17 protein-coding genes and 1 pseudogene are annotated in these 24,650 nt (G+C 60.1%); 8 read left to right on the top strand and 10 right to left on the bottom strand.

Translation table 11 applies throughout. The features are described from left to right. Positions 1 to 330: 330 nt before the first annotated feature. From AC5P5R_RS18790 to AC5P5R_RS18780, 3 genes are all read left to right on the top strand, one after another. Entirely contained in the window at positions 331 to 2,679 is a 2,349-nt protein-coding gene (locus AC5P5R_RS18790; RefSeq protein ID WP_164281647.1) for an AAA family ATPase, read from the top strand. Further along, entirely contained in the window at positions 2,676 to 4,574 is a 1,899-nt protein-coding gene (locus AC5P5R_RS18785; RefSeq protein WP_164281648.1) for a UvrD-helicase domain-containing protein, read from the top strand. The genes AC5P5R_RS18790 and AC5P5R_RS18785 overlap by 4 nt, the downstream gene beginning before the upstream one ends. Positions 4,575 to 4,799: 225 nt before the next feature. Then, positions 4,800 to 6,146, top strand: a complete 1,347-nt coding sequence (locus AC5P5R_RS18780) for an AAA family ATPase (RefSeq protein WP_205601592.1) — start codon at positions 4,800 to 4,802, stop codon at positions 6,144 to 6,146. 705 nt (positions 6,147 to 6,851) lie between these two features. On the opposite strand, the gene AC5P5R_RS18775 is transcribed toward AC5P5R_RS18780, so the two are convergent. The 4 genes from AC5P5R_RS18775 to AC5P5R_RS18760 all read right to left on the bottom strand — a co-directional run bounded on the left by AC5P5R_RS18775 (position 6,852) and on the right by AC5P5R_RS18760 (position 13,411). After that, entirely contained in the window at positions 6,852 to 7,853 is a 1,002-nt protein-coding gene (locus tag AC5P5R_RS18775; protein ID WP_164281650.1) for a hypothetical protein, read from the bottom strand. A gap of 1,021 nt (positions 7,854 to 8,874) precedes the next feature. Next, the gene (locus AC5P5R_RS18770) at positions 8,875 to 10,692 is read right to left on the bottom strand and encodes a hypothetical protein (RefSeq protein WP_164281651.1); all 1,818 of its coding nucleotides are present in this window, start codon (positions 10,690 to 10,692) and stop codon (positions 8,875 to 8,877) included. 2 nt (positions 10,693 to 10,694) lie between these two features. Further along, positions 10,695 to 12,317: a tyrosine-type recombinase/integrase gene (locus tag AC5P5R_RS18765; protein ID WP_164281652.1), complete on the bottom strand. Its 1,623-nt coding sequence runs from the start codon at positions 12,315 to 12,317 to the stop codon at positions 10,695 to 10,697. Then, positions 12,314 to 13,411: a tyrosine-type recombinase/integrase gene (locus tag AC5P5R_RS18760; protein WP_164281653.1), complete on the bottom strand. Its 1,098-nt coding sequence runs from the start codon at positions 13,409 to 13,411 to the stop codon at positions 12,314 to 12,316. The genes AC5P5R_RS18765 and AC5P5R_RS18760 overlap by 4 nt, the downstream gene beginning before the upstream one ends. Before the next feature lie 66 nt (positions 13,412 to 13,477). Here AC5P5R_RS18760 and AC5P5R_RS18755 point away from each other — a divergent pair. Then, positions 13,478 to 14,074: pseudogene (locus AC5P5R_RS18755) on the top strand (ATP-binding protein); the annotation flags it as partial. A gap of 159 nt (positions 14,075 to 14,233) precedes the next feature. On the opposite strand, the gene AC5P5R_RS18750 reads toward AC5P5R_RS18755, so the two are convergent. Next, positions 14,234 to 14,620 carry a hypothetical protein gene (locus AC5P5R_RS18750; protein WP_099472686.1) on the bottom strand — a complete coding sequence of 129 codons (387 nt, stop codon included), beginning with the start codon at positions 14,618 to 14,620 and terminating at the stop codon, positions 14,234 to 14,236. Between the two features lie 165 nt (positions 14,621 to 14,785). Then, on the bottom strand, positions 14,786 to 17,104 hold the full coding sequence (locus tag AC5P5R_RS18745; protein ID WP_099472685.1) for a TonB-dependent receptor: 2,319 nt from the start codon (positions 17,102 to 17,104) through the stop codon (positions 14,786 to 14,788). Between the two features lie 297 nt (positions 17,105 to 17,401). Here AC5P5R_RS18745 and AC5P5R_RS18740 point away from each other — a divergent pair, with 297 nt between their 5' ends. Beyond that, a complete protein-coding gene (locus AC5P5R_RS18740; protein WP_224119301.1) occupies positions 17,402 to 17,935 on the top strand; it encodes a hypothetical protein in 534 nt (177 codons plus the stop codon). 15 nt (positions 17,936 to 17,950) lie between these two features. Here the strand turns inward: AC5P5R_RS18740 and yidA are convergent, their stop codons facing one another. Beyond that, a complete protein-coding gene (gene yidA, locus AC5P5R_RS18735; protein ID WP_043034255.1) occupies positions 17,951 to 18,784 on the bottom strand; it encodes a sugar-phosphatase in 834 nt (277 codons plus the stop codon). A 149-nt stretch (positions 18,785 to 18,933) separates the two neighbouring features. Between yidA and AC5P5R_RS18730 the strand changes: the two genes are divergently transcribed. Further along, positions 18,934 to 19,584 (top strand): exopolysaccharide biosynthesis protein, encoded by a 651-nt coding sequence (locus AC5P5R_RS18730; protein WP_012481491.1) that lies wholly within the window; start codon positions 18,934 to 18,936, stop codon positions 19,582 to 19,584. A gap of 147 nt (positions 19,585 to 19,731) precedes the next feature. On the opposite strand, the gene AC5P5R_RS18725 is transcribed toward AC5P5R_RS18730, so the two are convergent. The 3 genes from AC5P5R_RS18725 to AC5P5R_RS18715 all read right to left on the bottom strand — a co-directional run bounded on the left by AC5P5R_RS18725 (position 19,732) and on the right by AC5P5R_RS18715 (position 21,994). Next, a complete protein-coding gene (locus AC5P5R_RS18725) occupies positions 19,732 to 21,042 on the bottom strand; it encodes a PQQ-dependent sugar dehydrogenase (protein WP_043034254.1) in 1,311 nt (436 codons plus the stop codon). Beyond that, a complete protein-coding gene (locus tag AC5P5R_RS18720; protein WP_043034253.1) occupies positions 21,035 to 21,475 on the bottom strand; it encodes a DUF2231 domain-containing protein in 441 nt (146 codons plus the stop codon). Before AC5P5R_RS18720 ends, AC5P5R_RS18725 begins: the two co-directional genes overlap by 8 nt. Before the next feature lie 108 nt (positions 21,476 to 21,583). Continuing rightward, positions 21,584 to 21,994 (bottom strand): hypothetical protein, encoded by a 411-nt coding sequence (locus AC5P5R_RS18715; protein WP_043034252.1) that lies wholly within the window; start codon positions 21,992 to 21,994, stop codon positions 21,584 to 21,586. 248 nt (positions 21,995 to 22,242) lie between these two features. Here AC5P5R_RS18715 and AC5P5R_RS18710 point away from each other — a divergent pair, with 248 nt between their 5' ends. Both AC5P5R_RS18710 and AC5P5R_RS18705 read left to right on the top strand, forming a co-directional pair. Further along, a complete protein-coding gene (locus AC5P5R_RS18710) occupies positions 22,243 to 24,009 on the top strand; it encodes a S8 family serine peptidase (protein WP_043034251.1) in 1,767 nt (588 codons plus the stop codon). Beyond that, positions 24,009 to 24,587 (top strand): hypothetical protein, encoded by a 579-nt coding sequence (locus AC5P5R_RS18705; protein WP_005414757.1) that lies wholly within the window; start codon positions 24,009 to 24,011, stop codon positions 24,585 to 24,587. Before AC5P5R_RS18710 ends, AC5P5R_RS18705 begins: the two co-directional genes overlap by 1 nt. The last annotated feature ends 63 nt before the right edge of the window (positions 24,588 to 24,650 follow it).

Genomic DNA, 24,650 nt, shown 5'->3' with positions numbered 1-24,650 from the left:
AATAGCACCCAACGGACAATCGCCTGATGCAAAAGCTACGTAGTCTCGACTGCACTCCAGGAATGGCAACGGCCAGCATCGAATCGCGATCACGTCTTGCGACTAGTCGAGCGCGCAGTCCGCGACTGGTTTAGAGGTCGATGACGCAGTCGAAAATTGCCGTTCAAGTTCAGCTAGGCATTGAATGCCCGCTGATGGCCGTACCCCGCCCGTAGCCGCTGGTCCTAGGCGAACTGTAAGAGCAGCTTCACAGGCTTATACTCGGCTAGGGAAAGTCGCCTCTTTGAAGGCTACGTCAATGACTGCACCGATACTAGGGGGATCGGGACAATGCATATCAAGTTCGTTGAGATTTCTAACTTTCGGAAACTTCTTTCGATCCGGGCCGACCTTGCCGCAGCGACGACGCTGTTTGTCGGCGCAAACAACAGTGGCAAGACTTCTGCGATGCTTGCTCTGCGGCGCTTCCTGTCGCCACGGCGCTGCCCTTTCGAGATGCACGACTTTACTCTTTGCCACTGGCCCACGATCATCGAGATCGGAAAGAGCTGGGTAGAGGCACGTGACAAGGAAGAGGTTATCGATCTAGTCATCGAGCCCTGGGTATCAGTCCTCCCGACACTGGATCTTTGGCTGCACGTCGAGCCTGGCGAGATGCATCATGTGCGAGACCTGATTCCAACGCTTGATTGGGAAGGTGGCAGCCTCGGCGTCCGTCTTCGTTATGAACCGAAGGACTTGAAGCTCCTCTACAAGGATTTCATAGGAGCGGTTGGCGATGCTGAGACAATGCGGACAGCTGCAATTGCCGCCGTGGCAGCCGAGCACCCAGACGCCGATCCGCCGCCGGCGCCACCCAAGCTGACGATCTGGCCAGAGAGTCTCGTTGACTTCCTCAGTAGGCGCTTGTCGACGCACTTCGCGATTCAGGCCTATTCGCTAGATCCAGCCAAACTCGCGGAGCCGAGCAAGTTTCAGGCCCAGCCCCAAGTTCTGCCTCCAACGTCGCTCCCGATCGGAAGCGATGTCTTCGCCGGCCTCATTCGCGTGCACGACATTCCGGCGCAGCGTGGATTTGGGGAGGAGCAACCATCCCAGGAGGACGAGGATTCACAAGGCGCCGTCGCGGGAAGTCGCCTATCAGACCAACTGAAGAGCTATTACGCAAAACATCTCGACCCAACGAAAGGACCCGACCCCAAAGACCTTGGCGCACTGCAGGCGATCGAAGCCGCGCAGGATGCATTCGACAAGCGCCTGACCGAGAGCTTCAAGGCCGCTTTCACTGAGGTCGAAGGGATGGGCTATCCCGGCGTTACCGATCCCAGGCCAAGGGTATCGACTCGCTTAAAGGCGATCGATGGCCTCAATCACAGTGCAGCCGTGACCTTTGAGGTCGACGTGATTTCGGACGACGGCGGAATGACGCCGCTGTTGCGCCTACCCGAAGCAAACAACGGCTTGGGATATCAGAACCTTATCTCAATGATATTTCGCCTGATGAGCTTCCGAGACGCGTGGATGCGCGTCGGTAAGGCCTCGAAGGCGATATCAGCGGCCCACATCGAGCCGCTGCACCTCGTCTTGGTCGAGGAGCCTGAGGCACACCTGCACGCTCAGGTCCAGCAAGTCTTCATCAAGAAGGCGTACTCTGTGCTTCGCACGCATGAGCACCTCGGGAATAGTTCAAAACTGCGAACCCAGCTCGTGGTTAGCACCCATTCTAGTCATGTCGCGCACGAGACTTCTTTCTCTTGCCTTCGCTACTTTCGCCGACTACCGGCTGGCATGGCCGCAAATGTGCCAGTCTCAACCGTGATCAACATGTCAGAAGTTTTTGGGGCCGATGGCGAGACGGAGCGGTTCGTTACCCGATACCTGCGCGCGCAACACGCCGACCTGTTCTTTGCTGATGCCGCCATCCTAGTGGAAGGTCCAGCAGAGCGAATGTTGGTCCCAAATTTCATCCGGGCCCACTATGACGAGCTCAATCAGTGCTACGTGACGTTGCTTGAAATCGGGGGGAGCCATGCTCACAAGCTAAGGCCATTGATCGAGCATCTAGGCCTTCTGACGCTAGTCATCACAGACTTGGACACCTTAACGAAAACTGGTGGCACTTCAACTCAGCCCGCAAAGGGGGCTGGTCAAAAGACCAACAACGCCACGTTAAAAACATGGATTCCGGCGACGGATGATGTTGACACCCTAATCGACGCTGATGATAAGTCGAAAACTCAGCACTTCGATGGCGATCTGCTTTTTGCAGTCCGCGTCGCTTATCAGATGCCTGTGGTGATGGCCCCAGCCGGGGGCGCGAAGCAGGAAATCGCATTTCCGTACACCTTTGAAGATGCGCTTGCATTCGAAAATATTGCATTCTTCGCTGAGCTGGCGGGAACCGGGCTGGTGCGGAAATTTCGGGAGGCCATCAAGGCCGGCGGCGGCGCAGCTGCAATTGGCAACCGCATGTATCAGGCGTTGAAGGTTGGCAAGAAGTCAGAATTTGCCCTCGACGTACTTGAGGCTAATGGGTTCGATACCCTAGTTGTGCCACGCTACATCGCCGAGGGCTTGGAGTGGCTACTGGCTCAGCTAAAGAAGAAGCAGGCTGAGATTTTGCCTGACACCAAGCCTTCCGAACCGAGTCCACCGCAGCCCGAGCAGGCCTCACGATGAGCGCTACTGACGACCTCCAAGACGCAGAGGCCGATGAGCTGATTATCAGCTGCCTGGATCTCACCAAGCCGCGCAGCTTCTTTCTCTATGCCGGCGCGGGATCGGGTAAGACGCGCTCGCTCGTCGAGGCTATTCGAACAGTTTGTGAGAGGCAAGGTCGTGATCTTTCGTTAAGTGGTCAGAGAATTGGTGTGATCACCTACACGAATGCGGCCTGCGACGAAATCAAGCAACGCCTGGAGTTTGATCCCCGTGTAGAGGTGTCTACCATCCACGCCTTCGCTTGGTCTCTGATCTCTGGATACGACAACGATATCCGAGAATGGGTGGCCAATCGGCTACTTCAGGACATCGCAGAGTTGGAGGAAGCGCAGGCGAAAGGGCGGGCGACAAGCAAGGCCGCAATCGACCGCGCTCGCTCAATAGAGAGCAAGCGGCGCCGATACGACAACCTAAACTCAATCCTTCGCTTCATCTACAGCCCAACGGGGGATAACAGGACGCGCGACTCTCTCAATCACTCCGAGGTGATCGCGATGACGGCAGATTTTCTTTCCCGAAAGCCTGGTCTGCGTCGCCTTCTCGTCACGGCGTTCCCAGTGCTGTTGATCGACGAGAGTCAAGATACAAACCGTCAGCTCATGGATGCGCTCCTTGCAGTTGAGGCGCATCATCGAGCAAGTTTCTGTCTCGGCCTCTTCGGTGACACGATGCAAAGGATCTACGCCGACGGAAAAGAGCGTTTAGCTGAGGCTATTCCAGAGCATTGGGCTCGGCCGCGAAAGATCATGAACCATCGCTGCCCAGCAAGGGTTGTGGAGCTGATCAATCGCGTCCGACAAGAAGTTGACGACGAGAAACAGACCGTACGTAGAGATGCCGCAGAGGGCACAGTGCGCCTCTTCATTGCGAACCAAGAGGCGGACAAGCCAGCTACCGAAGCGGCTGCGGCCGCACGGATGCGAGAGATCACCGGTGACGACGGCTGGTCCTCCTCTGATGCCATAAAGATGCTGGCGCTTGAGCACCTGATGTCCGCTCGTCGCTTCGGCTTCGAACGGTTCTTCAGTCCGCTGTACGCCGTCGAACGAATCAGGACAAGCCTCCTGCAGGGCACAGGGGCCGGAATCGGCTTCTTTACTCGTGAGGTTCTGCCACTCCTCGCAGCTCTTCGGGCATCGGACCGCTTCGCGGTTGCGTCGATCGTGCGCAAGACGTCACCCCTACTTGAACGCCAGGTCCTTCAGGACGCTAATGAAGATCAGGCTGCAGTGCTCGCTGGCGCAAAAACTGCGTGCGATGGATTACTGGACTTGGCATCGAGCGACACGGCGCCTACGGCTAAGCAAGTGCTGCGCTATATCGCCGAGAAGCGCCTTTTCACGATCCCAGATGTTCTAGCACCCTTTGTGGCACCGGACGTACCGGTCGAAGGGGCGGATGCAGCCGCCGAGGGCGAGGACCAGGACGAGGAAGATTTGAACCTCAAGACGGAGCTCGGTGGCTGGCGGCTGGCGCTGGAGGCAACGCTGGACGAAATCGAGCGCTACAACAGCTACATTCAAGGCACTTCCAGTTTCGACACGCACCAGGGAGTCAAGGGGCTGGAATTCCCAAGAGTTATGGTGATCGTAAGCGACGATGAGGCTCGTGGCTTCATGTTTGCCTACGAGAAGCTGTTTGGCGAAAAGGATCAAAGCGAGACCGATCTAAAGAATGCGGCTGCCGGCAAGGAAACGTCGATTGATCGGACACGTCGGCTCTTCTATGTGACCTGTAGTCGGGCCGAGAAGAGTCTGGCGGTAGTCTATTACGCAGAGTCTGTTGAGATCGCACAAGCGGCAGCCCTGAGACAGGGGTGGTTCGCCAGAGGAGAGATCGAGATCGTCACCTAGTAGGTGATGCAAGCATTCCAAATGCTTGATCCTAATCGCCGGCCCGAAGAGCGAGACCTTCGAGGAATGGTCTATTGAGAACCGCCCCTGCGATACTTCTTCTTCGTCGTCCGCCGCTGACCCCTAGCAGGTTGCCAAAAGAGAGTCATCTGGACTCGACCGCGGCGGCTTGGATCAGTCAAGAACTTGTGCCAACATCCGTTCCGCGGACACGGAGAGTCATCAGTGCAACGAATATTTGAGATCTACCACAACGACGAGGTCGTTCGCCTAGTTGATCAAAGGGCCGTCGATGCATGGGATAATACGTTCACCGTAATCGTAGGTGAGAACGGCGTCGGCAAAAGCCGACTGCTGTCAGAGATTGCGCGATCACGTGTCAGTGACCTTCAACGCCTCTTTGGTTCCGGTCGCTTTAGCAATTCCACGCAACCCATGGTCATCGCAGCGTCAACTAGTCCGTTCGACAAGTTCCCCGCGCCACCGAGGCGACCTGCGAAGGCACAGAAGAACTATAGGTACGTGGGAATGCGTGGCGAGGGCATATACGGCGCATCATCCGCTGTTTCACTTCTTTCCTCAGCAGCTCGCGGGTTGCTTTCGAAGCTGGCAGAAGCTCCACCCAGCTTGAACCTTCTTGGTGTCTTGGACTCGCTGTCCTTTTTTCCAGTCTTCCACTTTGTCCTGAAGCCACAGTTCCAGCGCTCGAAGGCGGATTCCCAGTCGGATCGCTCCTCGCACAAAGGTATGAGGACGTCCTTCAGGCAAGGAGCCTACATATACACAATTGATGATCGTCTCGCAGCGATCATCGACAGCACCGATAGCTTACCAGGAGTATTGCAAGACCTCGCAATTGCTTCCGACTTCATGGACTCGCCAGGGGCGCTGCGCTTGACCGTGGATTTCAGCAATAACATCGCAAGCATTGGCCGCACTCCTGTGAGGTCGAAGGATCTGGCAGCCATACTGAGGCTGTTTGATGAGAATCTTGTCAGGCTAATGGATGTCGAGGTTGAAAAGTATGGGCACGGGGTTTTTAGCCTTAAGCGTGCAAGCTCTGGCGAACAATGCCTACTCGTTTTAATGCTCGGCGTGGCAGGCCATATTCAGGATCACTCCCTGATTCTTATAGATGAGCCTGAGATTAGCCTGCACCCAGAATGGCAAGAGCGATTTATTGAGCTTCTGCAGTCGGCATTCTCACGTTACAAAGGTTGCCAGTTTGTAATTGCCACGCACTCCCCGCAGATCATTGCGCGCCTGACCGGCAATGGATCTTTTATCTGGCATTTGCGCAAGAGGAAGCTATATCCTGCGTCGCAGTTCGAGGGCCGATCTGCGGACTATCAACTGGCTGAGCTCTTTGACGCGCCCGGAATGATGAACGAGTATGTTTCCAGGCTCTGCTTCAACATCATTGCACAGGTTCGCGCCGGCCGGCCGATCACCAATGAGTTGAAGCATGAGATCGATTGGCTTTTCAAGGCACGAGCGAAGATGGACTCTACCGATAAGCTGAGAGCTCTGATCGACTCAGTAGGAGAGCTCGTCCGCCAGGGGCAGTCATGATTGACTTGCCAATAGTCTTCAGCGCAGAGGCCAGCGTTAGAATCGCGGAAGTAAAAGCACATGATGACTATGGCCACAGGAAATGGTCCGACGATATTCTCGAGCTAGTTCGCTGCGAGGTACGTGATCACTATCGGCGCGTCCAGCATCTGACATGTGTGTACTGTCTGAATCCAGTCTCAGTCCGATCCGCCGCAGGAGCACCTGTCGAGCACATCGCACCGAAGTCTATGTATCTCAGCTACATGTTTGAGCCACTTAACCTATGCGTATGTTGTCCTGACTGCAATGAGTACAAGAGAAATAGAGAGGTCCATACCGATCCGCCAATCATTGGTCGCGTGCCGGCGGCATACCCTAATGAATCAGATAAATTCCGGATCGTTCACCCTCATTTTGATAATTATTCTGAGCATATTCGGCGCGCCGGAATTCTCTACATTCCCCTGGATGCCAAGGGCAGCTACACCTTTTATGTCTGTCATCTCGCTCGCTACGTAGAGGAGTTGGGCATAAGCGAGGATTTATTCAATGATTTGGCTGCTGTTATGCAGCGGCACCAATTTCACGCCAGGTAGCAGTAGACCTTTAGTAGGTCGTGGCGCGTCCGGGATTGGCCTCTAGCGAACCAGCAATCTGCTTGACGAGATCAATGACGTATCAACAGCGACCACATAGGCCGGCCATGACCCATTAGCGTAAAAATCACTCTTGGCGCCCATCATCTATCGAGCCGATTGTTAGATGAACAGTACTGATGGGACCTTCTGGCCAAGCTGGAGTCGTCGCGTCGAGGAAATCCTCATCGCCGCCACCGTTACCTCCAGGGCTGCCGACTGAGGCGCCGTAGGCAGGCTCCGCTATGGAGCTTGAGCTATACGCTGGGAACGTGTCTGAGATGAAGCTCACAACATTGTCGTTGCCACGAGCCACACCGAATCTCTTCGTGATCGGACGCGCACCCGTCACACGAAGCAGTTCGTCCACAGTGAACGACCAATCGTCCGCCCCCCCTCTAACAGCCTGCCGACCGCACAGAGGTTGGCCCGTCGCCATTGCCCCCAAATACGCAGCCAACGAGATTGGCGAATGAAACCAAGGAGCGATAGTTTGCGTCAGCTCATGTCGCCATTGGGGCGGAGAGCTAGTGAGGTCCAGTCCACCATACTCTCTTGTTTGCTGCGGGAAGCCGATCGATGGCGTTCGGCCGAGTTCACGGACGCGCGTGTCATATGCGCCATCAACGAACTTGAAGGTAGGGAGCCAGGCGAGCAACTCGTGTTGGACCCATTCCTGTCCGGTTGGTTTCACCGCACCGCCTTTAAGCATCTTCGCCTGTACCAAGACCGCGCGGCGATCGTCGACATTCTTGGAGCGATCGACATGGTCAATAACAATCAGTAGGTCCGCCAGCTCACATTGGCGAGGGCTCTTTCCTAGTAGAAAATTGGGGTGCGGAATCGGCTCAAACTTAACCTGTGGACTAGAATGACAGAAGACCGAACGCAGATCGATGCGGTAGCCATGAGCTTTGATGATTGGCGACCAAGCGGTGGCGATCTCGTCGAATCCATCGAGTGTCATCGTACGCACGGCGCTGACTTCGCCACGAGGCTTGCCGGTACGCGCCCCACCATGGGCAAGGACCTTCGCGATCACAGGTTCCGCAGCGCGGGACAGATCTTCTGCTAGTGATGACGGGAGCATTGACTTCCTGCTGATGAAGAGAGGAGGAACGGTACTTTGGCAATCCTTGCCGTTACGAATTTGCTGATGGCGCCGATGAGCTCAGTCCGCCGCCAACCGCCGAGCTGCGCCTTATTTCACAGTCTCTACCGACTGGCACCCAAAATCTAGTAGAGTCACTGACGCGGCGAGCTCAAACTCTAGCTGACTGCCCTCCACCCACGCGAGTGCAACTTCTGCGCTCCCATCCTCTCGCCACGTTCAACGCGGGCGGCACGCAGTCATGGCGACTTCATCAATGAACGGAACTGACCTAAAAATACTCGTAGTGTCTGCCTTTATTGCGGCATTCTCAATTTGCTTCGTAGCGTGGGCTTACTGGCTAGCTGCGCGAAAGCGTGCGCGCCGAAATCTTGAGTCGCCGGACTAGATCCCACACGTTCATTCGTACCTTACAGAAGCTGAGCTTGATCAACGCAGCGCTTAACTGAATTTCATGCTCAGCCGCATCTCCGGCGCGGACCGTCCTGATCTCTAGAATTCCTTGGCAAGGCAACCTGTTCTCCATCTTCATGGTACGAACTCTGATCAGTCCGCAGTCCGTGTTAGGCGCCGGAAAGCCAAGGCGCGGGCGATACTTCGGTCCGGCATGCACATAGGCTGCTCCACTAACCCGTCGCACCGCGACTACCTCGTCTAAGCCGCACCACCCGCGCGCGTTCGTGCTTTAGCTCTTCGCGTACGTCAGTCAACTCAGCGGCGAGCTCGCCACATAGAGTTGTAAGAATCTTCACTTTAGCTTTCTCCGCCTCATAGCGCCCCCTGAGCATCTCTAACTTTAGAGCATCTGTCGCTCGCTTAGATGGAGCGCTTAGCGACATCACAGCATCATTCAGCTTCTCGAGAGCAGACCGATGTGATCTATAAATTGCCTGACGAGTTATACCGCATGCCGCAGCAACGGAAACCACGGTGGGCTTAGGACCGCCGCGCTTCCAGTGAGCAATTTGTGCTTGAGTCTCCGTAAGCACCTTCTGGCGCATCATTTTTCAGCTCCGATATGATTCAGGATCAGCTGCACTGAGGCAAGACGTTCCTGGGCAATGAGACGTGACTGCTCAGGAATTCCCCGCAGGCTTAGGAAGCTAACCAGATCTTGCCTGCGCAGCTCCCACCAAGGAGCATGTTTTGCCGTGGCTGTGAAGTTCAGGCAACCCGCGCAGGTCGACGGACTACGCTTCGCGGGATTTGGCCCACTTCCGTCCCCCTCACATCTGCTTCGATTCTCACGATAGAAACAGTAGCCCCAGTCACACGGGCCAAGAACCACGCCCGAGCCAAGCAACTTCATCACCTCAGAGCTAGTCGATGCGCGCTCCAGGACATCACCTATCCGCGATAGACTTTCAGCGACCGCAGATGTGGGCAAGTTCGTGTATATCGACTCTGAGCTGATCAAGTCATCCATGGCACCAACAACCTCGTTGGCATTCTCCTCTGCGAGCAGCGTGGATAGCTCGGAATCCAGGCCGACGTAGTACGTATCAGTTATCTTGGTTTCCAAATGACCGTACTGATAAGCCAGTGCGCCTAAGCTAGAGCGATCACGCCTAGCGATGAAGCGCGCCAAGAACTTGCGCATAAGGCGAAATGTGATCTTGCTCGTGTCGAACCCAGGCATGCTCGCCTCTACGAAAGCTCTCATGCTGGATCTTAGCGCCGAGTACCTGTCAACCCTAGCTACTCGATGTACGTCTCGCGCCGCGGCCCGTCTGCGACCTCTATACATCGCCAGCACGAATAGCGCGTTGGTGCCGACCTCCTCACGGATAGGTCGACCAAGACGATCAACCAGCTCTATGGCCTTGAGTACCGCAGGCGCCGCTACCCATTCATGACGCCTTCGCGACTTGCTTAGAACGCCCGCAATAATCGCGGAGGATCCTGATGAGCCCACGCTCTCAAGGTCATCGATGGGCTTCGCACTCATCGTTGTGAGCCTTCTGATTTCGGAGGGCCTCATCGAGCTAAGCATTGCGATAATGAGAACGGCTGCCCCTTCAGCAATTTTGAGCATGCGTTGCTCATCGGAACCCTCGCGAGGATCCAGGTATCTGAGTGCTGCCGATCTGAAGGGAGGGATGGGGAGATCCCTCTTTCGCTGGCGGAACGCCGCAGTCCTTCTACCACCCGACGTCAATCTGCCAACCTCCAAAGAGGCTGCAAGCTCCAAGAACGTTGCAATCGCAGCGCCATCCTCCTCCACCAACCTAATCGCATCAGCCAGGAAAACGAGGGACTGTTCCTCTGCCACGTCGATTGACGTGGACCTTCTACTCGCCGCGAGCGACGCTTCCCTTGCCAATCGCCGACCCACCCGGATGATCTCGGCGCAGAGATCTGGGGATAGCCCTTCCTCGTTAAGCAGAAAGTCTTCAACTTCGATGAATTTTGCTCGCGTTCGAGTCGCACCGGCCTTCCATCTCCCAGTCACCCGACTGGCAGCTGTCCAAAGAGAGACGAGCTCGACACCCAGATCCTGCGGACTATCCACGCCTTGCTGATAGCACCAGTCTGCGAAGCTCCGCAGAACGATGTATCGCTCGTAGATCACGTGAGCATACCGTGTCGATCGCGCCAGCCGGCCAAGCATTGCATGCGCGATGTACCGCTTGATGGGCTCTTTCCAACCGAGTGCTACGTGAGAGAAGTTCAGCCGTAAATTCTCAACGATGCCATCGGTGAGCTGCCTTCTAAGAACCCACTCGTCGTCTTCAAAGTTAATTCCAAAGGACTCAAGGTTGATGCCCTCAGGGCCGGCCTCAGCAATTGACGACTTCGAAGCCCGCGAGTACGTCATACCTACTCCAGTCCGATGATAGGGATAGATACAGAAAGCTTCTCTGCCGCTAGAAGCACGTCTTTGGTAACCCTACTCAACAGGGCCGCGAGAATACAGTGCGCCCCTTCGTACGCATAGCGATACCTAGCCGAAGCATCGCTTGACGACTCCGCCAACGCCTTCATGGCGTCAAGCTCGCGGTTTGCAGCGACCATCCGCGCAACGTGACGCGGGCTATCGAGAACTGCGACGCTATTAGGGCAGAACGCGCAGTGCAGGAAATCTGTGCACTTCCTCCCTCTTCTAGAACCAGGAGCTTCACCGGAAGTGGCGTTGACGCAGTCGTATCCTTGAGCAGTCTTGTAGTGCTTGGGTGAGCGTCTCAAGTCATTTGCCGACTGGACAATTTTCCCCATGAATCCCAAGAGCTTTTCACGGGCCATTCCCCTGCGTTCCGGCGATCTGATGTATAGAGCAGTCGTACTGGACCGCTTATGTTGAAGCTTCGACTGTATCTGCTCAATGCGAGCGCCCCCATTGCCAAGAATCCTTGCACCAGACAACCTCAAGTCAACAAAGTTGAAATCTGGAAGTCCGTGACGCTCAATGAATTTCTCGAGTTCGTGGTGCCATCCCTGCACCGAGGCTCGATCTATCCGCCCTCTACAATGGCTAAGAAACACCCTGTCGGCGCGAGCTCCGGCGAATAGCCTTAATGAAGACGTGAACTCGATCAGCTCTGCGATCAGCGTAGGTATGGCGTAAGCGCCTTCAGCAGTTACGGTGGAGGAGCTCTGCTTTGTTGCCCGGAATTTATCCCAAGTGAGCACCTTCTTGAGAGGATCAACGGCGTGATCTCTGATGCAGTCCACGCGCAGTGACATCAGCCCTCCAGGATTCGCTCCAGTCTCAATCGTCATGTACACGATGTATGGGATGTAGTCGCATATCTCGAGGTGAAGATACTTCTTTAGAGCTCGATATCTACTGCGATGACTTGCGTACCCGGCGTCACAGAGCCTTCGCTTTCCAAAGATTCCATTTGCCACTCCCTCACGCATTCGATCCAAGACCTCTCTATCCCGCGTAGACACGCCCGGAACTTGCGCTCCGCTGGCCAAGGCGGTCATTGCGCCCATGCGCGACCTGACGTCGTCAATGCCTCTCTTGGACGCGACGAGGACACTCCGAAGCTCATCAGGCGAGAGGATATTCTGTCTAGGACACTCTTCTTCTCGGCCAAAGCGACCGACAGGAAAGTGGACATTCATCCATACCACAGATCTTGATGCGTCGTTTGCTCCAAGCCATGCGTAGAGCAATCGCAGGAAGTTGTAGTGGCTGCCACCAGTCTTCAACAGCAGTGCATTCTTTAGCCACTCCTCGTACTTCTGTGAGACTGTGCAGGACAGCATGTTCTTCCAGGGATCGCCCTTAGTCTCATTGAGGAACTTTGCGAACTTTCGGAGGGATGCCCATGCCTGCTTCCGACTCGCAACCCTATACGTAGAAGTTACCCCGGAGAAGGCGGCAAGCAGCGTACGCGAGGGCGTGCCGGGTAGACCCAAGCTCGAGAAGTCGTAGCTGTCCGGAGGATCTCCGGGTTCATCACCAGCAAAGCTGACGGATTCATGCGCTCTCAAGCCAAGGCCTCCTCAGTCTCCAGAATCGCCCGAAGCGTGCCTGCATCAATTGAACTAACAGAGGCGAGATACAGCTCCGTAGTCTCCGCGCTGTTGTGCGCGAGTAGGTGCTGAATGACTTTGATGGGGTTGATGCTTGCCCCCCGTCGCTCCATATCTGCAAGGCGACTCTCCATGTTCGCAGCAAAGGTATGCCTTGCCATGTGGGGTGTCACTTTTAGACCAAGTCTGTTCGCCACCCTCCTGAACGCCTGATAGTAGGACTTTGAGGTAACCGGACTTCCCTTTGAGTTCAGAAAGATCCGCTCTTGATTCTTGGAAGACTTGACTAGGGCCTTGTGCCTCAAGGTCTGACAATAATCGAGCGTCATCTGCGCCAGGCGAGCCGTAACGACGAGGTTGATGATCTTGCCGCCCTTTGTTTCTGTCTCCACGTAGTTAATTCTGAGTATAGCTTTAGGGAGCTGTGCCATCTCCAGATTGGCAATAGTTGTGCGGCGCGCACCGGTACCGAGGGTCCAAAGGAACATGAGGGAATACGGCATTTTGAGGTTGGTAGCGATCAGCGACGTCTCTTCCGCACTCAAAGCACGCAACTTCCTTTTGTAGCCTTTCGCTCGACGAAGTCGACTCGTTCGAGCGAGAAACTGGGTGATGGGCTCGGCGTCCCAATCTCCATAGGAATCAGATAGACCCGCCCCATCCCAGTAGCGCAGGAACTTGTAGAACTCTCGAACCGTTGTTGTACGAAGATTGACCGTTTCGCTGGACAATCTCTTTTTTCGGTTAGGGTCTGACGATAAGTAGCGCCGGTACTCACTGAGGAGGACCGCGGTCGGCCTTGTCCATTCTCCATTGCTTCGTTCGACGAACTCTAGCCAGCTCTTCAACCCCTCGGCATATGTGGAGAGTGTTCTCTCCCTATTTCGGGTGGAGTCAAGTCGAAACGTGTCTAGAAGGAAGGCAAAGGCGCCCCAATGAAGATGCCCGTCGTCTTGGATAAGAAGTGGAAAGCTGGGCTGCAACCTTGGAGTCAGATCATTCGCGATCGCCGCGGCTGCGGGAACGAGCTTATTGAGCTCGACTGTCGGCACCCTAGAGGTCCGCAGTAAATGCACGATACGCTCCTAGAAAGGGTTGACATGTACGATGCTACTCTAATTCCAGAGTGGAACCGCAGCGCACTGGAAACCCTGCGCGAGCCACTGGAGTCCGGCCACATCCGCATCGCCCGCGCGGCACGCAGCGTGCAGTACCCCGCGCGGTTCCAACTGGTGGCCGCGATGAATCCCTGCCCGTGCGGCTGGGCCGGTGATCGCAGCAACCGCTGCCTGTGCAGCGATGAACGGATCAACCGCTATCGCGCACGGGTGTCCGGTCCGTTGCTGGACCGCATCGATCTGCATATCGGCGTGACGCGGATGGACGCGGTGGAGCTGCGGGAGAGCACGCCGCTGGGTGAGCCCAGTGCTGCGGTACGCGCACGGGTGGAAGCCGCCCACGCCCGGCAGCAGGCGCGTGGCGCGCTCAATGCGCATCTGCCGCCAGCGGCGCTGCGGGCGTGCACGAAGCTGAGCGAGGCCGATCAGGATCTGTTGGAGCAGGCCATCGAGCGTCTGCAGCTTTCGGCACGTGCGATGCACCGGATTCTGCGGGTGGCGCGCACGATTGCTGATCTGGCGGGTTGCGAAGTGATCCAGACAGCGCATCTGGCTGAGGCTATTGGTTACCGGCAGTTGGACCGGGGAAAGCCCTAGAAGCACCGTCCCGAGTGGTCGTTGGTAGAGTCGACTGTTAGTCGACTCGCGCGCGAAGCGCGGTATCTTGGTGGGCCGACGCGAAGAGCAGTCGACTAACAGTCGACTCTACCAGGAGCGGGTCATGGCCGCCTGGCGGCGCTAATGCCGCCCCCGCCATCACGCCGCGGAATCCACCCGCCCCCGCTTCGCCAGCAGCGCCACCCGACGGCTGACCAGCGCATGGAGCTCCGCCAGCTCCGACGCCCGGTCAGCCGTCATGTTCCCGCCAAACAGCACCCGCGACAACGCCGCCTCGTCGCTGTCGTCCGGGTGCTGCCACCGGTCCCGGTAAACCTTCTGGCACACCAGCCAGGCCAGCCGCAGCCCCCCACCGGGCAACGGACGGACCACGCGCTCGTAGACGTGCCAGAACTGGTACTCGGCCTGCAGGTCGATCACAGGCGTCACGGACGGCACCTGCCGGAGCCGTCCTGGGCCCCGGATGCCGAACAGCAGGGTTCGCGGGTTGTGCTGTGCCATGCCAACAGGATGACCCAGCAACATTGTGGGAACCTTGCGTCGTTGCCGGAAAATCGCTGCCGGCCGCGCAAAGCTGGGTCTGGGGTCAGAGCCCTTTGCTGCGCAAAGGGATCTGACCCCGATCACGGGATGGCTGCGGGGTCGGATCCCTTTGCGCAGCAAAGGGCTCTGACCCCGGCCTTCGTTGCCTCAGAACGTCATCGAGGTACTGAACATCAGCTGCCGTGGCGCGCTGCGCTGCAGGGTCTGGTAATCCCCCGAGAATGACGAGCCTGCAATGGTGGCGGTGCCGATGTTGTGGCGGTTGAACAGGTTGCTCACGTCCAGCCGCAGCTCCAGGCCGGGCACCGCGCTGTCCGTACCGAAGCGGTAGGCGGCATAGGTATTGACCTGCCAGAACGTCGGCACGCGGATGTCGTTCTCGTAGGTGAAGGGCTGGCGCAGGTAGGAGGTGCTGGTGGCACCAAAACGCCAATCGCCGAAATGCGCCGACAGGTCGCTGACCAGCGAGATCTGCGGGTAACCCGGCTGGGCGTTGCCCTTGATCGGGTACACCGTGTCGCCCACCACGAAGTCACTGTCGTAGTAGGAACGGGCCACGGCCACGCCCTGGTAGAACTGCAGGTGGTCGGTCAGATCGGCGGTGATGCCGAGGTCGGCACCGATCACGTGCATCTTCGGCATCAACCGCACGGTATTGATCTGTGCGAACTGGGTGCCGATGGCCGCCGACAGCAGGCGATTGCGGATGTCGTTGTAGAACACGTCGCCGGTGATCGTCAGCCGGTCGAAGCGATGCGACGCGCCCACGGTGAGGTTCCAGTTCTTCTCCGGACGCAGCGTGCCCGCCACGCGATCGAACTCTTCCTGGTCGGTGATGGTCCACGCCGAGGCGGTGTAGCCGATGTTGCCGCGCTGGGCGACGCGGTAGCCGTTCATGGTGTTGGCCAGGTCGATGAAGGCATCGGTGGATTCGGTCGGGCTCCAGAACAGCGAGACATGCGGCAGGAAGTTGCTTTTCGCGCGCAGCGTGCCGTTCACCGGCCGGTCCTTGGCGTCACCGAGACCGCCGCCGCTGGTGCGGAAGTCCACGGCCTTGAAGCCGACACCCAGCTTCAGTGTGTCGTTCAGCACGATGTCGTCCTGCAGGTAGAACTGGCGCGAGCGGGTCACCCAGCTCGATGCGTTGTCGGTCTTGAACGCGGGACCGTACACATCGAACGGACCGGTGGCCTTCAGCGGCGGGCCCTTGCCCAGCAGTGGCTGCTGGTACCACTCGGTCTTGGCGGCGGCCTTGCTCTTCTCCTGCCAGAAACCGGCGGTGAAGGTGTGCGCGCCGGTCTCGAACTGCAGGTTGAGCATGCCGCCCAGCCGGTTGAGGCGCGGGGTCTGCACCTGCTCGGAGAACGGCGCGCCGTTGGGCGACGGCACGTTCGGGTCGGTCAGCGTGGCCTGGGTGTGGCTGTTGGCGTTGTACAGCTGCACGTTGCCGCTCAGCGCCGGCGTGATCTGGAAGCGGTGGTTGATCGAGGACACGCGGTCACGCGTGCTCTGGCCGGTGTCGTAGGGAATCAGCCCGGACAGCTCACCACAGGTATAGGCGCCGCAGGATTTGTCCGCGTTCTCCGGCGAGGCCACGTAGTACGCCCAAGCGTAGTCAGGGTAGAAGATGTCGGCCTTCCAGCCCAGCTTGCGGATCATGTCGAAGGAGATGTTGTTGTAGCCCCAGACCTTGGCCTTGCTGTCGGACAGGAACACGGTGAAATCGCCCCAGGCGACGTCCTGCTGGAGCTTCAGGTCGCCGCGCAGGAAGTTCTGCGTGCCCTCGCCCTGGTACTTGTCGGCGGACACACGCTGCAGGTCGACCAGCACTTTCGGGCCATGCTCGCCGAGCTGGCCGCTCTGCCCGGATACGGTGGTGACCAGCGTGTTGTTGCTGCCCACGCCCTGCTTCACGCGCAGGCTGGGCGTGTCCTGCAGCTCGCGCAGGCGGTATTCCAGGCTGCCGCCGTTGACGCTGCTGGAGAACACGCTGACCGGTGCGCCACCGGGGCTGACCGTGATCGCGCCGATGCCATCGGGCACGCCCACGTTCACCACGCTGGTGCCGGTGAGCGAGAGGAAGCCGTTGTCGTTCAGCGGCACGCCTTCGAAGGTGATGCCCATTTCGTTCATGCGGAAGCCGCGCACGAACAGGCTGGTCGCCGAGATATCCAGGCCCAGCCCATCGGTGGCGGTATAGCTCGCGCCCGGCACCTGCTTCAGCATGGCCAGGCCGTTGTTGCCGGTGACTATCGCGTCGAGGTCTTCGGCCTTGATGATGTAGCGGTTGGGGCCGACCACCTGGGTCGGTGCCACGGCCGCACCGCGCGGCGTGGCGATCACCTGCAGGGCGTTGAGCGTGGTGGGCGATTCGTGCGCGGCATCGTGCGTTTCTGCGGCGTACGCAGGTGCGGTGATGGCCGCGATGATGGCCAGGGCGAGGCGCGTCGTGGGTGGGGTGTTCATGGGCAGATCCAGGTGCAGGGAGAGAGCGGCGCAGGCGCACGCCCAGCGCGTTGCAGCACCGGTGTCGGCGCCCTGGCTGGCGGTGCGATCGCGTTGAGGGGGTGACGGCGCGCTGCGCGCCGGTCAGCAGACGAAGACGATCATCTGCCGTGGGATTCGGTGGGGTGATTTCGACGTGCGAAATTCTTGCATCGCACTGCCGCATCCGCCATTGCACCGTGGTACAGCGCGGCTATACGCAGGTATCGTCCTGTCCGGTATCTTCAGATACCCGATTCCAGATTGGCAGGAGCCTTGATGACCCGCTGGACCACCTGGAAAGCAATAGCCAGCGTTGGCATGATGTTGCTTTCGTGCATGGAAACTGCGCTATCGCACGACAGAGTTGAAGTGCGTTCCCCACAGCGTCTGGATGCCCTGATCGACGCGCTCGTCACCACGCCGTCGCCGATCAGCCCGGCCCAGTTGCATGAGCTGGGCATCATCGCGCCGTTTTCATTTGAGAAGGATGCAGGACCGCGCATCTACCGGTCACAGCCGATGCTGACCGCCGATGGCTTTGCCATCGATAACGTGGAGTATCGCGTTATACGCGGCGAGGACGATGAAATCCGCCTTATGTTCGTCACGTTCGTGGATACGCCATGCTTCCCACTGGAGCGGTTGGCTAAGCGTTACACCCTGCAGCCATTCATCTATCCACCCAGCCATGGTGCGCCATTGATCGCGCGGAACCACGAGCAGCACCATTCGCTCACCGTAGGAGCGCAGGAGATCATCGTCCGCAGCCAGCGCGATGCTCCGCACTGCGTGCTGGGCCTGAGGCGCTGAGCGCCGCTTGGCGCCTCAACGCAATACGTAGGCCTCAATGGCGTGCGCCACGCCGTCATCAGCATTGCTGCTGGTCTCAAACCGCGCCACCGCCTTCACCGCATCAATGGCATTGCCCATCGCCACGCTGGTACCGGCGTACTGCAGCATGGTCAGATCGTTTTCCTGGTCGCCGATGGCCATCACGTTGGCGCGGTCGATGCCCAGATGCTCGGCCAGCTTCTGCAGGCTCGGGCCCTTGCCGGCGCGGTGGTCGAACACTTCCAGGAAGAACGGGGCGCTCTTCAGTACCGCGAAGCGCTCGGTCAGCTCGCTGGGCAGGCGCGCGATGGCGGCATCCAGCACGTCCGGCGCGTCGATCATCATCAGCTTGATGAAGGACATCGACGGGTCCATGTCTTCCACGCGGCGATACGACAGCGGCATCCGCGAAAGATGCGAGTCGGCCACGGTGTAGTAGCTGATGTCCTGGTTGGGCGTGTACATGCGCTGGCTGTCCAGCGCCTGGAAGTGCACGCCCAGGTCGCGGGCGACCTGCTCGCAGAACAGGAAGTCGTCGAAGCTGAGGGGGTACTCGACCACGGTTTCGCGCGTGCCGATGCGCTGCACCAGGCCGCCATTGCAGGCGATGCAGTAGTCGTCGTTGCCGGTGATGCCCAGATCGTGCAGGTACGGCGCCAGGCCCGGAACCGGGCGGCCACTGGTCAGCACGATGTGCACGCCCAGCGCGCGCGCCTGCGCGATGGCCTTCCTGGCGCGTGGGGTGAGCTGGTGCGACGGGTCCAGCAGGGTGCCATCCATGTCGATGGCGACCAGTTCGATGGTCGATTGCCTGCGGCCCATGTCCATTGCGTTCAACTCGTGCGGGGCACGCCAGTTTACCCCCTCATGCCCGGTTCACCTCTTTGCCCACGTTGGCCGGGATACTGCAGGAGCCTGTGCGTTCCCCACCGCAGGACGGCCCGCTGACCGCCCTTCCCTGGAGAAGCTTGCGACGCATGACCTACCGTGCCCCCGAAACCGACGACAGCGCCCCCCTGGCCCAGCAGATCGAGCAGATGATCGACGAGCTGCCCGGCGACCAGGTGCGTGTCGGCACCCTGCTCAGTGCGCTGGGCGATGAAGGCCTGTTGCTGATCGTGATCCTGCTCTCGGCCATCTTCATCATCCCGGTGTCGATTCCCGGGCTGAGTACGGTGTTTGGTGCCTCGATCCTGCTGATCGGCCTGAGCCGGGTGCGCAACCGCCCGCTGTGGGTACCGCAGAAGCTTGCGCGCCGCGAGATCGCCACCGACAAGCTGAAGGCCAACCTCGGCCGTGCGCTGAAGTGGGTGCACCGCATGGAGCGGTTGTCGCGGCCGATGCGGCTGGCGGTGATGGTGCGCTCGAAGAAGATGATGCGCCTGAACAACCTGATGCTGGTGTTCGCGACCTTGCTGCTGATGGCGCCGGCCGGGCCGATTCCCTTCAGCAATACCTTGCCCGCGTTGGCACTGATGTCGTTTGCGATTGGCTTCATCCAGCGCGATGGTGCGGCGGTGGCTGCCGGTTATGGTTTCGTGGTGGCCACGGTGGTGTATTTCGGCGTGCTGCTGGGTGGCATGGGGTTTGCCGCCGAGTCGGTGTTCAGCGGGTTCCGGGCACGCTGAACCCGGTGGCAGAACCGGCAGGGCGGACTCGACAGGGTGGAGTCGGCTGCCCTTCGCTGCTTACCGGTGAAGCACGCGCTGCGCTCGCGAGTCGACTGACAGTCGACTCTACCGGATGTTCTTCGGCCATGGCTCGACGCTACACAGCTACTTGGCCGACACCCGCCACACCACGTCGCCCACGTCGTCGGCCACCAGCAGCGCGCCTTCGGCGTCCATCGCCATGCCCACCGGCGCACCCATCAGCGTCTTCTCGTCCTTCGAGGCGAAGCCGCTGACCACGGTCTGCGGCCGCCCGGTCGGCTTGCCGTCCTTGAACGGTACGTAGACCACTTCGTAACCACTCAGCGGCGAGCGGTCCCAGCTGCCGTGCTCGCCGATGAAGGCGCCGCCGTGGTACTGCGCCGGCAATGCCTGGCCGGTGTAGAACAACAGGCCCAGCGGTGCTACGTGCGAGCCGATGGCGTAGTCCGGTGTGATCGCCTTGGCCACCAGGTCCGGCCGCTGCGGCTGCACGCGCTCGTCCACGTGCTGGCCGTAGTAGCTGTAGGGCCAGCCGTAGAAGCCATCCTCCTTCACCGAGGTGAGGTAATCAGGCACCAGGTCGGCACCGATCTCGTCGCGTTCGTTCGCCACCGCCCACAACGTGCCAGTGCTCGGCTCCCAGTCCAGGCCGGTCGGGTTGCGGATGCCCGACGCAAAGATACGGCTGCCACGGGTGGCTACGTCCACTTCCAGCACCACTGCGCGGCGGTACTCGACGGCCAGACCATTTTCGGTGATGTTGCTGTTGGAGCCCACGCCCACGTAGAGCTTGCGGCCATCGCGGCTGGCCAGCAGTTCCTTGGTCCAGTGGTGGTTGATGGTGCTGGGCAGGTCGGTGAACTCGCGGCCCTTGTCGGACATGCGGGTTTCACCAGGCACGTAGTGGTACTGCATGATGTTGCCGGTGTTGGCCACGTACAGCGTGTCGCCGATCAGCTGGATGCCGAACGGCGAATGCAGGCCTTCGATGTAGACATGCTGGGTCCAGGTGTTCGTCCCCGGCGTGCGGCGCAGCAGGGTGACCCGGTTGCCGCCCTTGCCGGCCTTGCCCGAGCGCGCCTTCACCTTGCCGGCGATCCACTGCTTGGGCGTGGTGACTGGTTCTTCGCCGGGGCCGTTGCCTTCCACCACCAGTACATCGCCGTTGGGCAGGGTCAGCAGCCGCCGCGGATGCTGCAGGTTGGCGGCGATGCGCTCGATCTTCAGGCCTTCGGCCACCGTGGGGGTCTGTCCATCAGCCCAGCCGACGCCCTTGGGCACCTGCATCGGCGGCATCAGGAAGTTGGCCGGCTTGGGCAGCGGCGGCTGCGGGCCCGACTGGTCGGCCGGATGGTACTCGGCCTTGCCGGCGCAGGCCGACAGGGCGGCGGCCAATGCCAAGGCGGCGACGGTGGGGAGGATGTGCTTAGCCATGACGACCTCCCTGCAGCACCAGCGGCTGCAGTGACAGCAGGATCAGGCCCAGCGCGATCAGGGCCACGGTCAGCGCCGACAGGATCGTGCCCGGCACTGCAACGGCATACGCATCGCGGCTGTGCACGAAGGCGTTCCAGATGGCCAGCACCACCGCGACCAGGTTGAGGAAGAAGTCGATGCGGTCGATACGGGTGGCCGTGCCGTTGCGGCGCCAGACCGCGAACAGGTTGATCAGGCGCGGAAGGATGGCGATCATCAGGCCGAAGGTGATCAGCCAGGCGGCGGCCTTGCCCCACATCACCTCGGCGCTGTTGAGGTAGATCGCGTCGAAGATCAGTGCACCGACGAAGAAGCCGAAGGGTATCGGGTTCAACAGGCTGAACAGCGTGGTGCCGAACCCGCGATGGGCCTGGGCGAGCGGATTGACCATCATCGTGCTCCGTGCGGAAGGGTGCACGGGCTGTAGTAGCACAGCGGGCTGTGAGGGCGCGCGATGATGCCCCGGCGGGGCTGCCACATCCGCCGGGAGGGCACCGCGCTACGCGGGTTCGTCCTCGCGCACCTCGTGGAAAGGCAGCATCGTCTCGAAGCCGAATTCGTGTTCCATGCTGGTGCGGACCAGGCCGCCGATGGCGTAGAAGCTGGTATTGGCGTGCACATCGATGCCACAGGGACCATCCTCAGCCAGCAGGTGCAGTGTCTGCGCCCTACGCATCTTCACTCTTTCCTCCTGCAGCAGCGCACGTCGGTGCCGCTTCATCAGCAAGCGCAACTGTTTGACCGTGGTGATATTGAATGTGGCTAGCGCCGGCAGCAGCTCGGCGATATCCGCATCGGTCCAGTAATCGTGGCGACGGTGGTACATCGACAGCACCACCTTGCGGATGGCGGCAACCGAGAGCGGGGTCTGGTCTGCGCGCGCACGTGCACGCTGGCGTCCATTCTTCATGTGTCTTCACTTGCATGTGATTACCCGAGTTTCCCGCACCGGAAGCAGACGCGCGAAGATGGCGTGAAGGCATTCGAATGCCCTGTCATAACCTGACGTACTAAGCGTTTGTGACGCAATTGGCACATTCGCACATTGCTTGTGTGAAGAGGTAGGGGGTTCTTCGTTATGTCGCGTTTGGCTCGTTGCGATGGGGTAGTTCCGCCCCGCCGTCCTGCCATGCCGATTCACAACAGAAGGATTCGTGTATGAAGCGACACACGCAACGCTCCGCGCCACCGCGCTCTGCGCGCCTGGCCCTCGCCACTGCCCTGGTGCTGGGCAGCCTGGCCGCCACCGCCCAGGCCCAACAGGCTGATCCGCTGGCGGGTATCCAGTGGCACCTGCTCAACACCGGGCAGACGGTCCCGGCCGATACACTGCCAGTGGCCGGCAACGATCTGAACGTGGATGGCCTGTTCCGCAATGGCATCCGTGGCCAGGGCGTCACCATCGCCATCGTCGACGATGGCCTGCAGATCGCGCATCCGGACCTGGCGGCCAACGTGGCCGCGGTGGCCGGCAAGAACTTCACCAATGGCTCGAACAACCCCACCCCGACCAACCCGGATGTCGACAACCACGGCACCATGGTCGGTGGCATCGCCGGTGCGGTGGGCGCCAACAACCTGGGCGTGCGCGGTGTGGCCCCGGCGGCAACGCTGAAAGGCTTCAACCCGATTTCGCGCTCAGCCCTGGGCAACCAGCAGAGCAACATCGAGTACGCCTGGTGGGACGGCGCGGAGTCGGCCGACGTGCAGGTGTTCAACAACAGCTGGGGCGCCGGCCCGGGCAATCCGAACCTGCCGTTGGCGTACAGCGAAAACACGATTCGTTCGTATGAGCAAGCCCTGTCGGGTACGCGCGGTGGCCGCGGCGGCATCTACGTGAAGTCGGCCGGCAACAACTTCAACAATGCCTCGATCAGCCAGACCCAGGATGTCTGCACCACCGACACCAAGAACCGCAACACCGGCTGCGTGCCGGCTGGCCGCGACCCGCGCAACAACCTGTTCAACGTCATCACCGTAGGCGCGGTGCGCGCCGATGGCGTGCGCTCGTCGTATTCCTCCACCGGCTCGGCGCTGTGGGTGTCGGCCTTTGGCGGCGAGTACGGCCTGCAGGCGCAGTACGCCCCGGGCCTGGTGGCACGCGCCTACGACCCGGCCATCGTCACCACCGACGTGACCGGGTGCGCGCAGGGCAGCAACAAGAACACCAACCGCCAGAACACGCTGGACAGCAACCTGTCGGCCATCGACAGCACCTGCAACTACACCGCCAAGATGAACGGCACCTCGGCGTCGGCGCCGATGGTCTCGGGCGTGGCGGCGCTGGTGCTGGAAGCCAATCCGAACCTGTCCTATCGCGATGTGAAGTACATCCTGGCCACCACCGCCACCCGCAACCACCCGAACCAGCCGGCGGTGACGCTGGCCGACGGGCGCACGCTGGTACCGGGCTGGACGGTGAATGCTGCCGGCCGTGCCTACAGCAACTGGTATGGCTTCGGCGTGGTCAACGCTGCACGTGCAGTGCAGGTGGCCGAGAACTTCCAGTCGCTCGGTGCGCTGGTCGACAGCGGCTGGCGCAACACTACGCGTACCGTGGCCATCGGCAACACCTCGGCTGCCGCCGCACGCCTGACCTTCCAGTTGGCTAACGGCGCGCGCAACATCGAAAGCGTGCAGCTGGGCTTCCGGGTCAACCACCGCAACACGCGCCAGCTGCAGTTCGTGCTGGTGTCGCCCAGCGGCACCCGCAGCGTGGTGCAACCGGCGTTCACCGCGATCGGTTCGGGCACGGGTGGCGCGCAGAGCAACTTCACCAGCTGGGACCTGCTGTCCAGCAATGCCTTCCTGGATGAGAGTGCCAGCGGCACCTGGACGCTGGAAGTGACCGACATGGGGCAGGCCGCGACCGCTGCATCGCGTGGCAACCTCGAATTCTTCAAGATCCGCGTTCTGGGGCACTGATGATGAAGACCACCATTCTGTTGAGCACGCTCGCCTTCGCGGCGATGACCTCCCCTGCCTGGGCACAGAGCTCGGGGCAGACCCCTCCAGCCAGGACCCTGTCGACCGTGGATGCGCAGGAACTGAAGGCCTCCGCTACCGGCCGTTCGTTCGATGTGGGCGGCACGCGCTTCCAGCTATCCCCCTCGACCACCGTGAAGCAGGCCAGCGGCGGTCAGTTCACGATCACCCCGCAGGCGGCGGCGACCACCAGTTCGCGTACCAAGCGTTCGCTGGATGGCGCAGCGGCCGCGCCTGCTGATGCCGGTGCCGGCAAGTTCGCGGCGGCGGTCTCCCGCGACGGAGCGCCGGTGGTGGCGACCTCGCGGGTCAAGGTGTTCTTCACCGATGCGGCATCGGCCCAGCGCGCGGCTACGGCCACCGGTGGCACCGTGGTGAAGGTGTCGAAGGCTTCGGGCCAGGCCATCGTGGAGTATCCGTCGGTGAACGCGGCACTGGATGCGACCACCAGGCTGCTGTCCACCGCCGGTATCCGCGCCACCGAGCCGGACGTGGTGCAGTGGGAAGAGACCAAGTAAGGCGTTGAGCGGTGCCCCGGCCGGCTGGCTCTCCTGGCCGGCCGGGGATTGGTGTGGGGGTGT

The sequence above is a fragment of the Stenotrophomonas sp. YJH_SMC_19 genome, assembly GCF_059367915.1.
The sequence above is the reverse complement of the archived record's forward strand: the minus strand, read 5'-3'. Positions and strand labels throughout refer to the sequence as shown.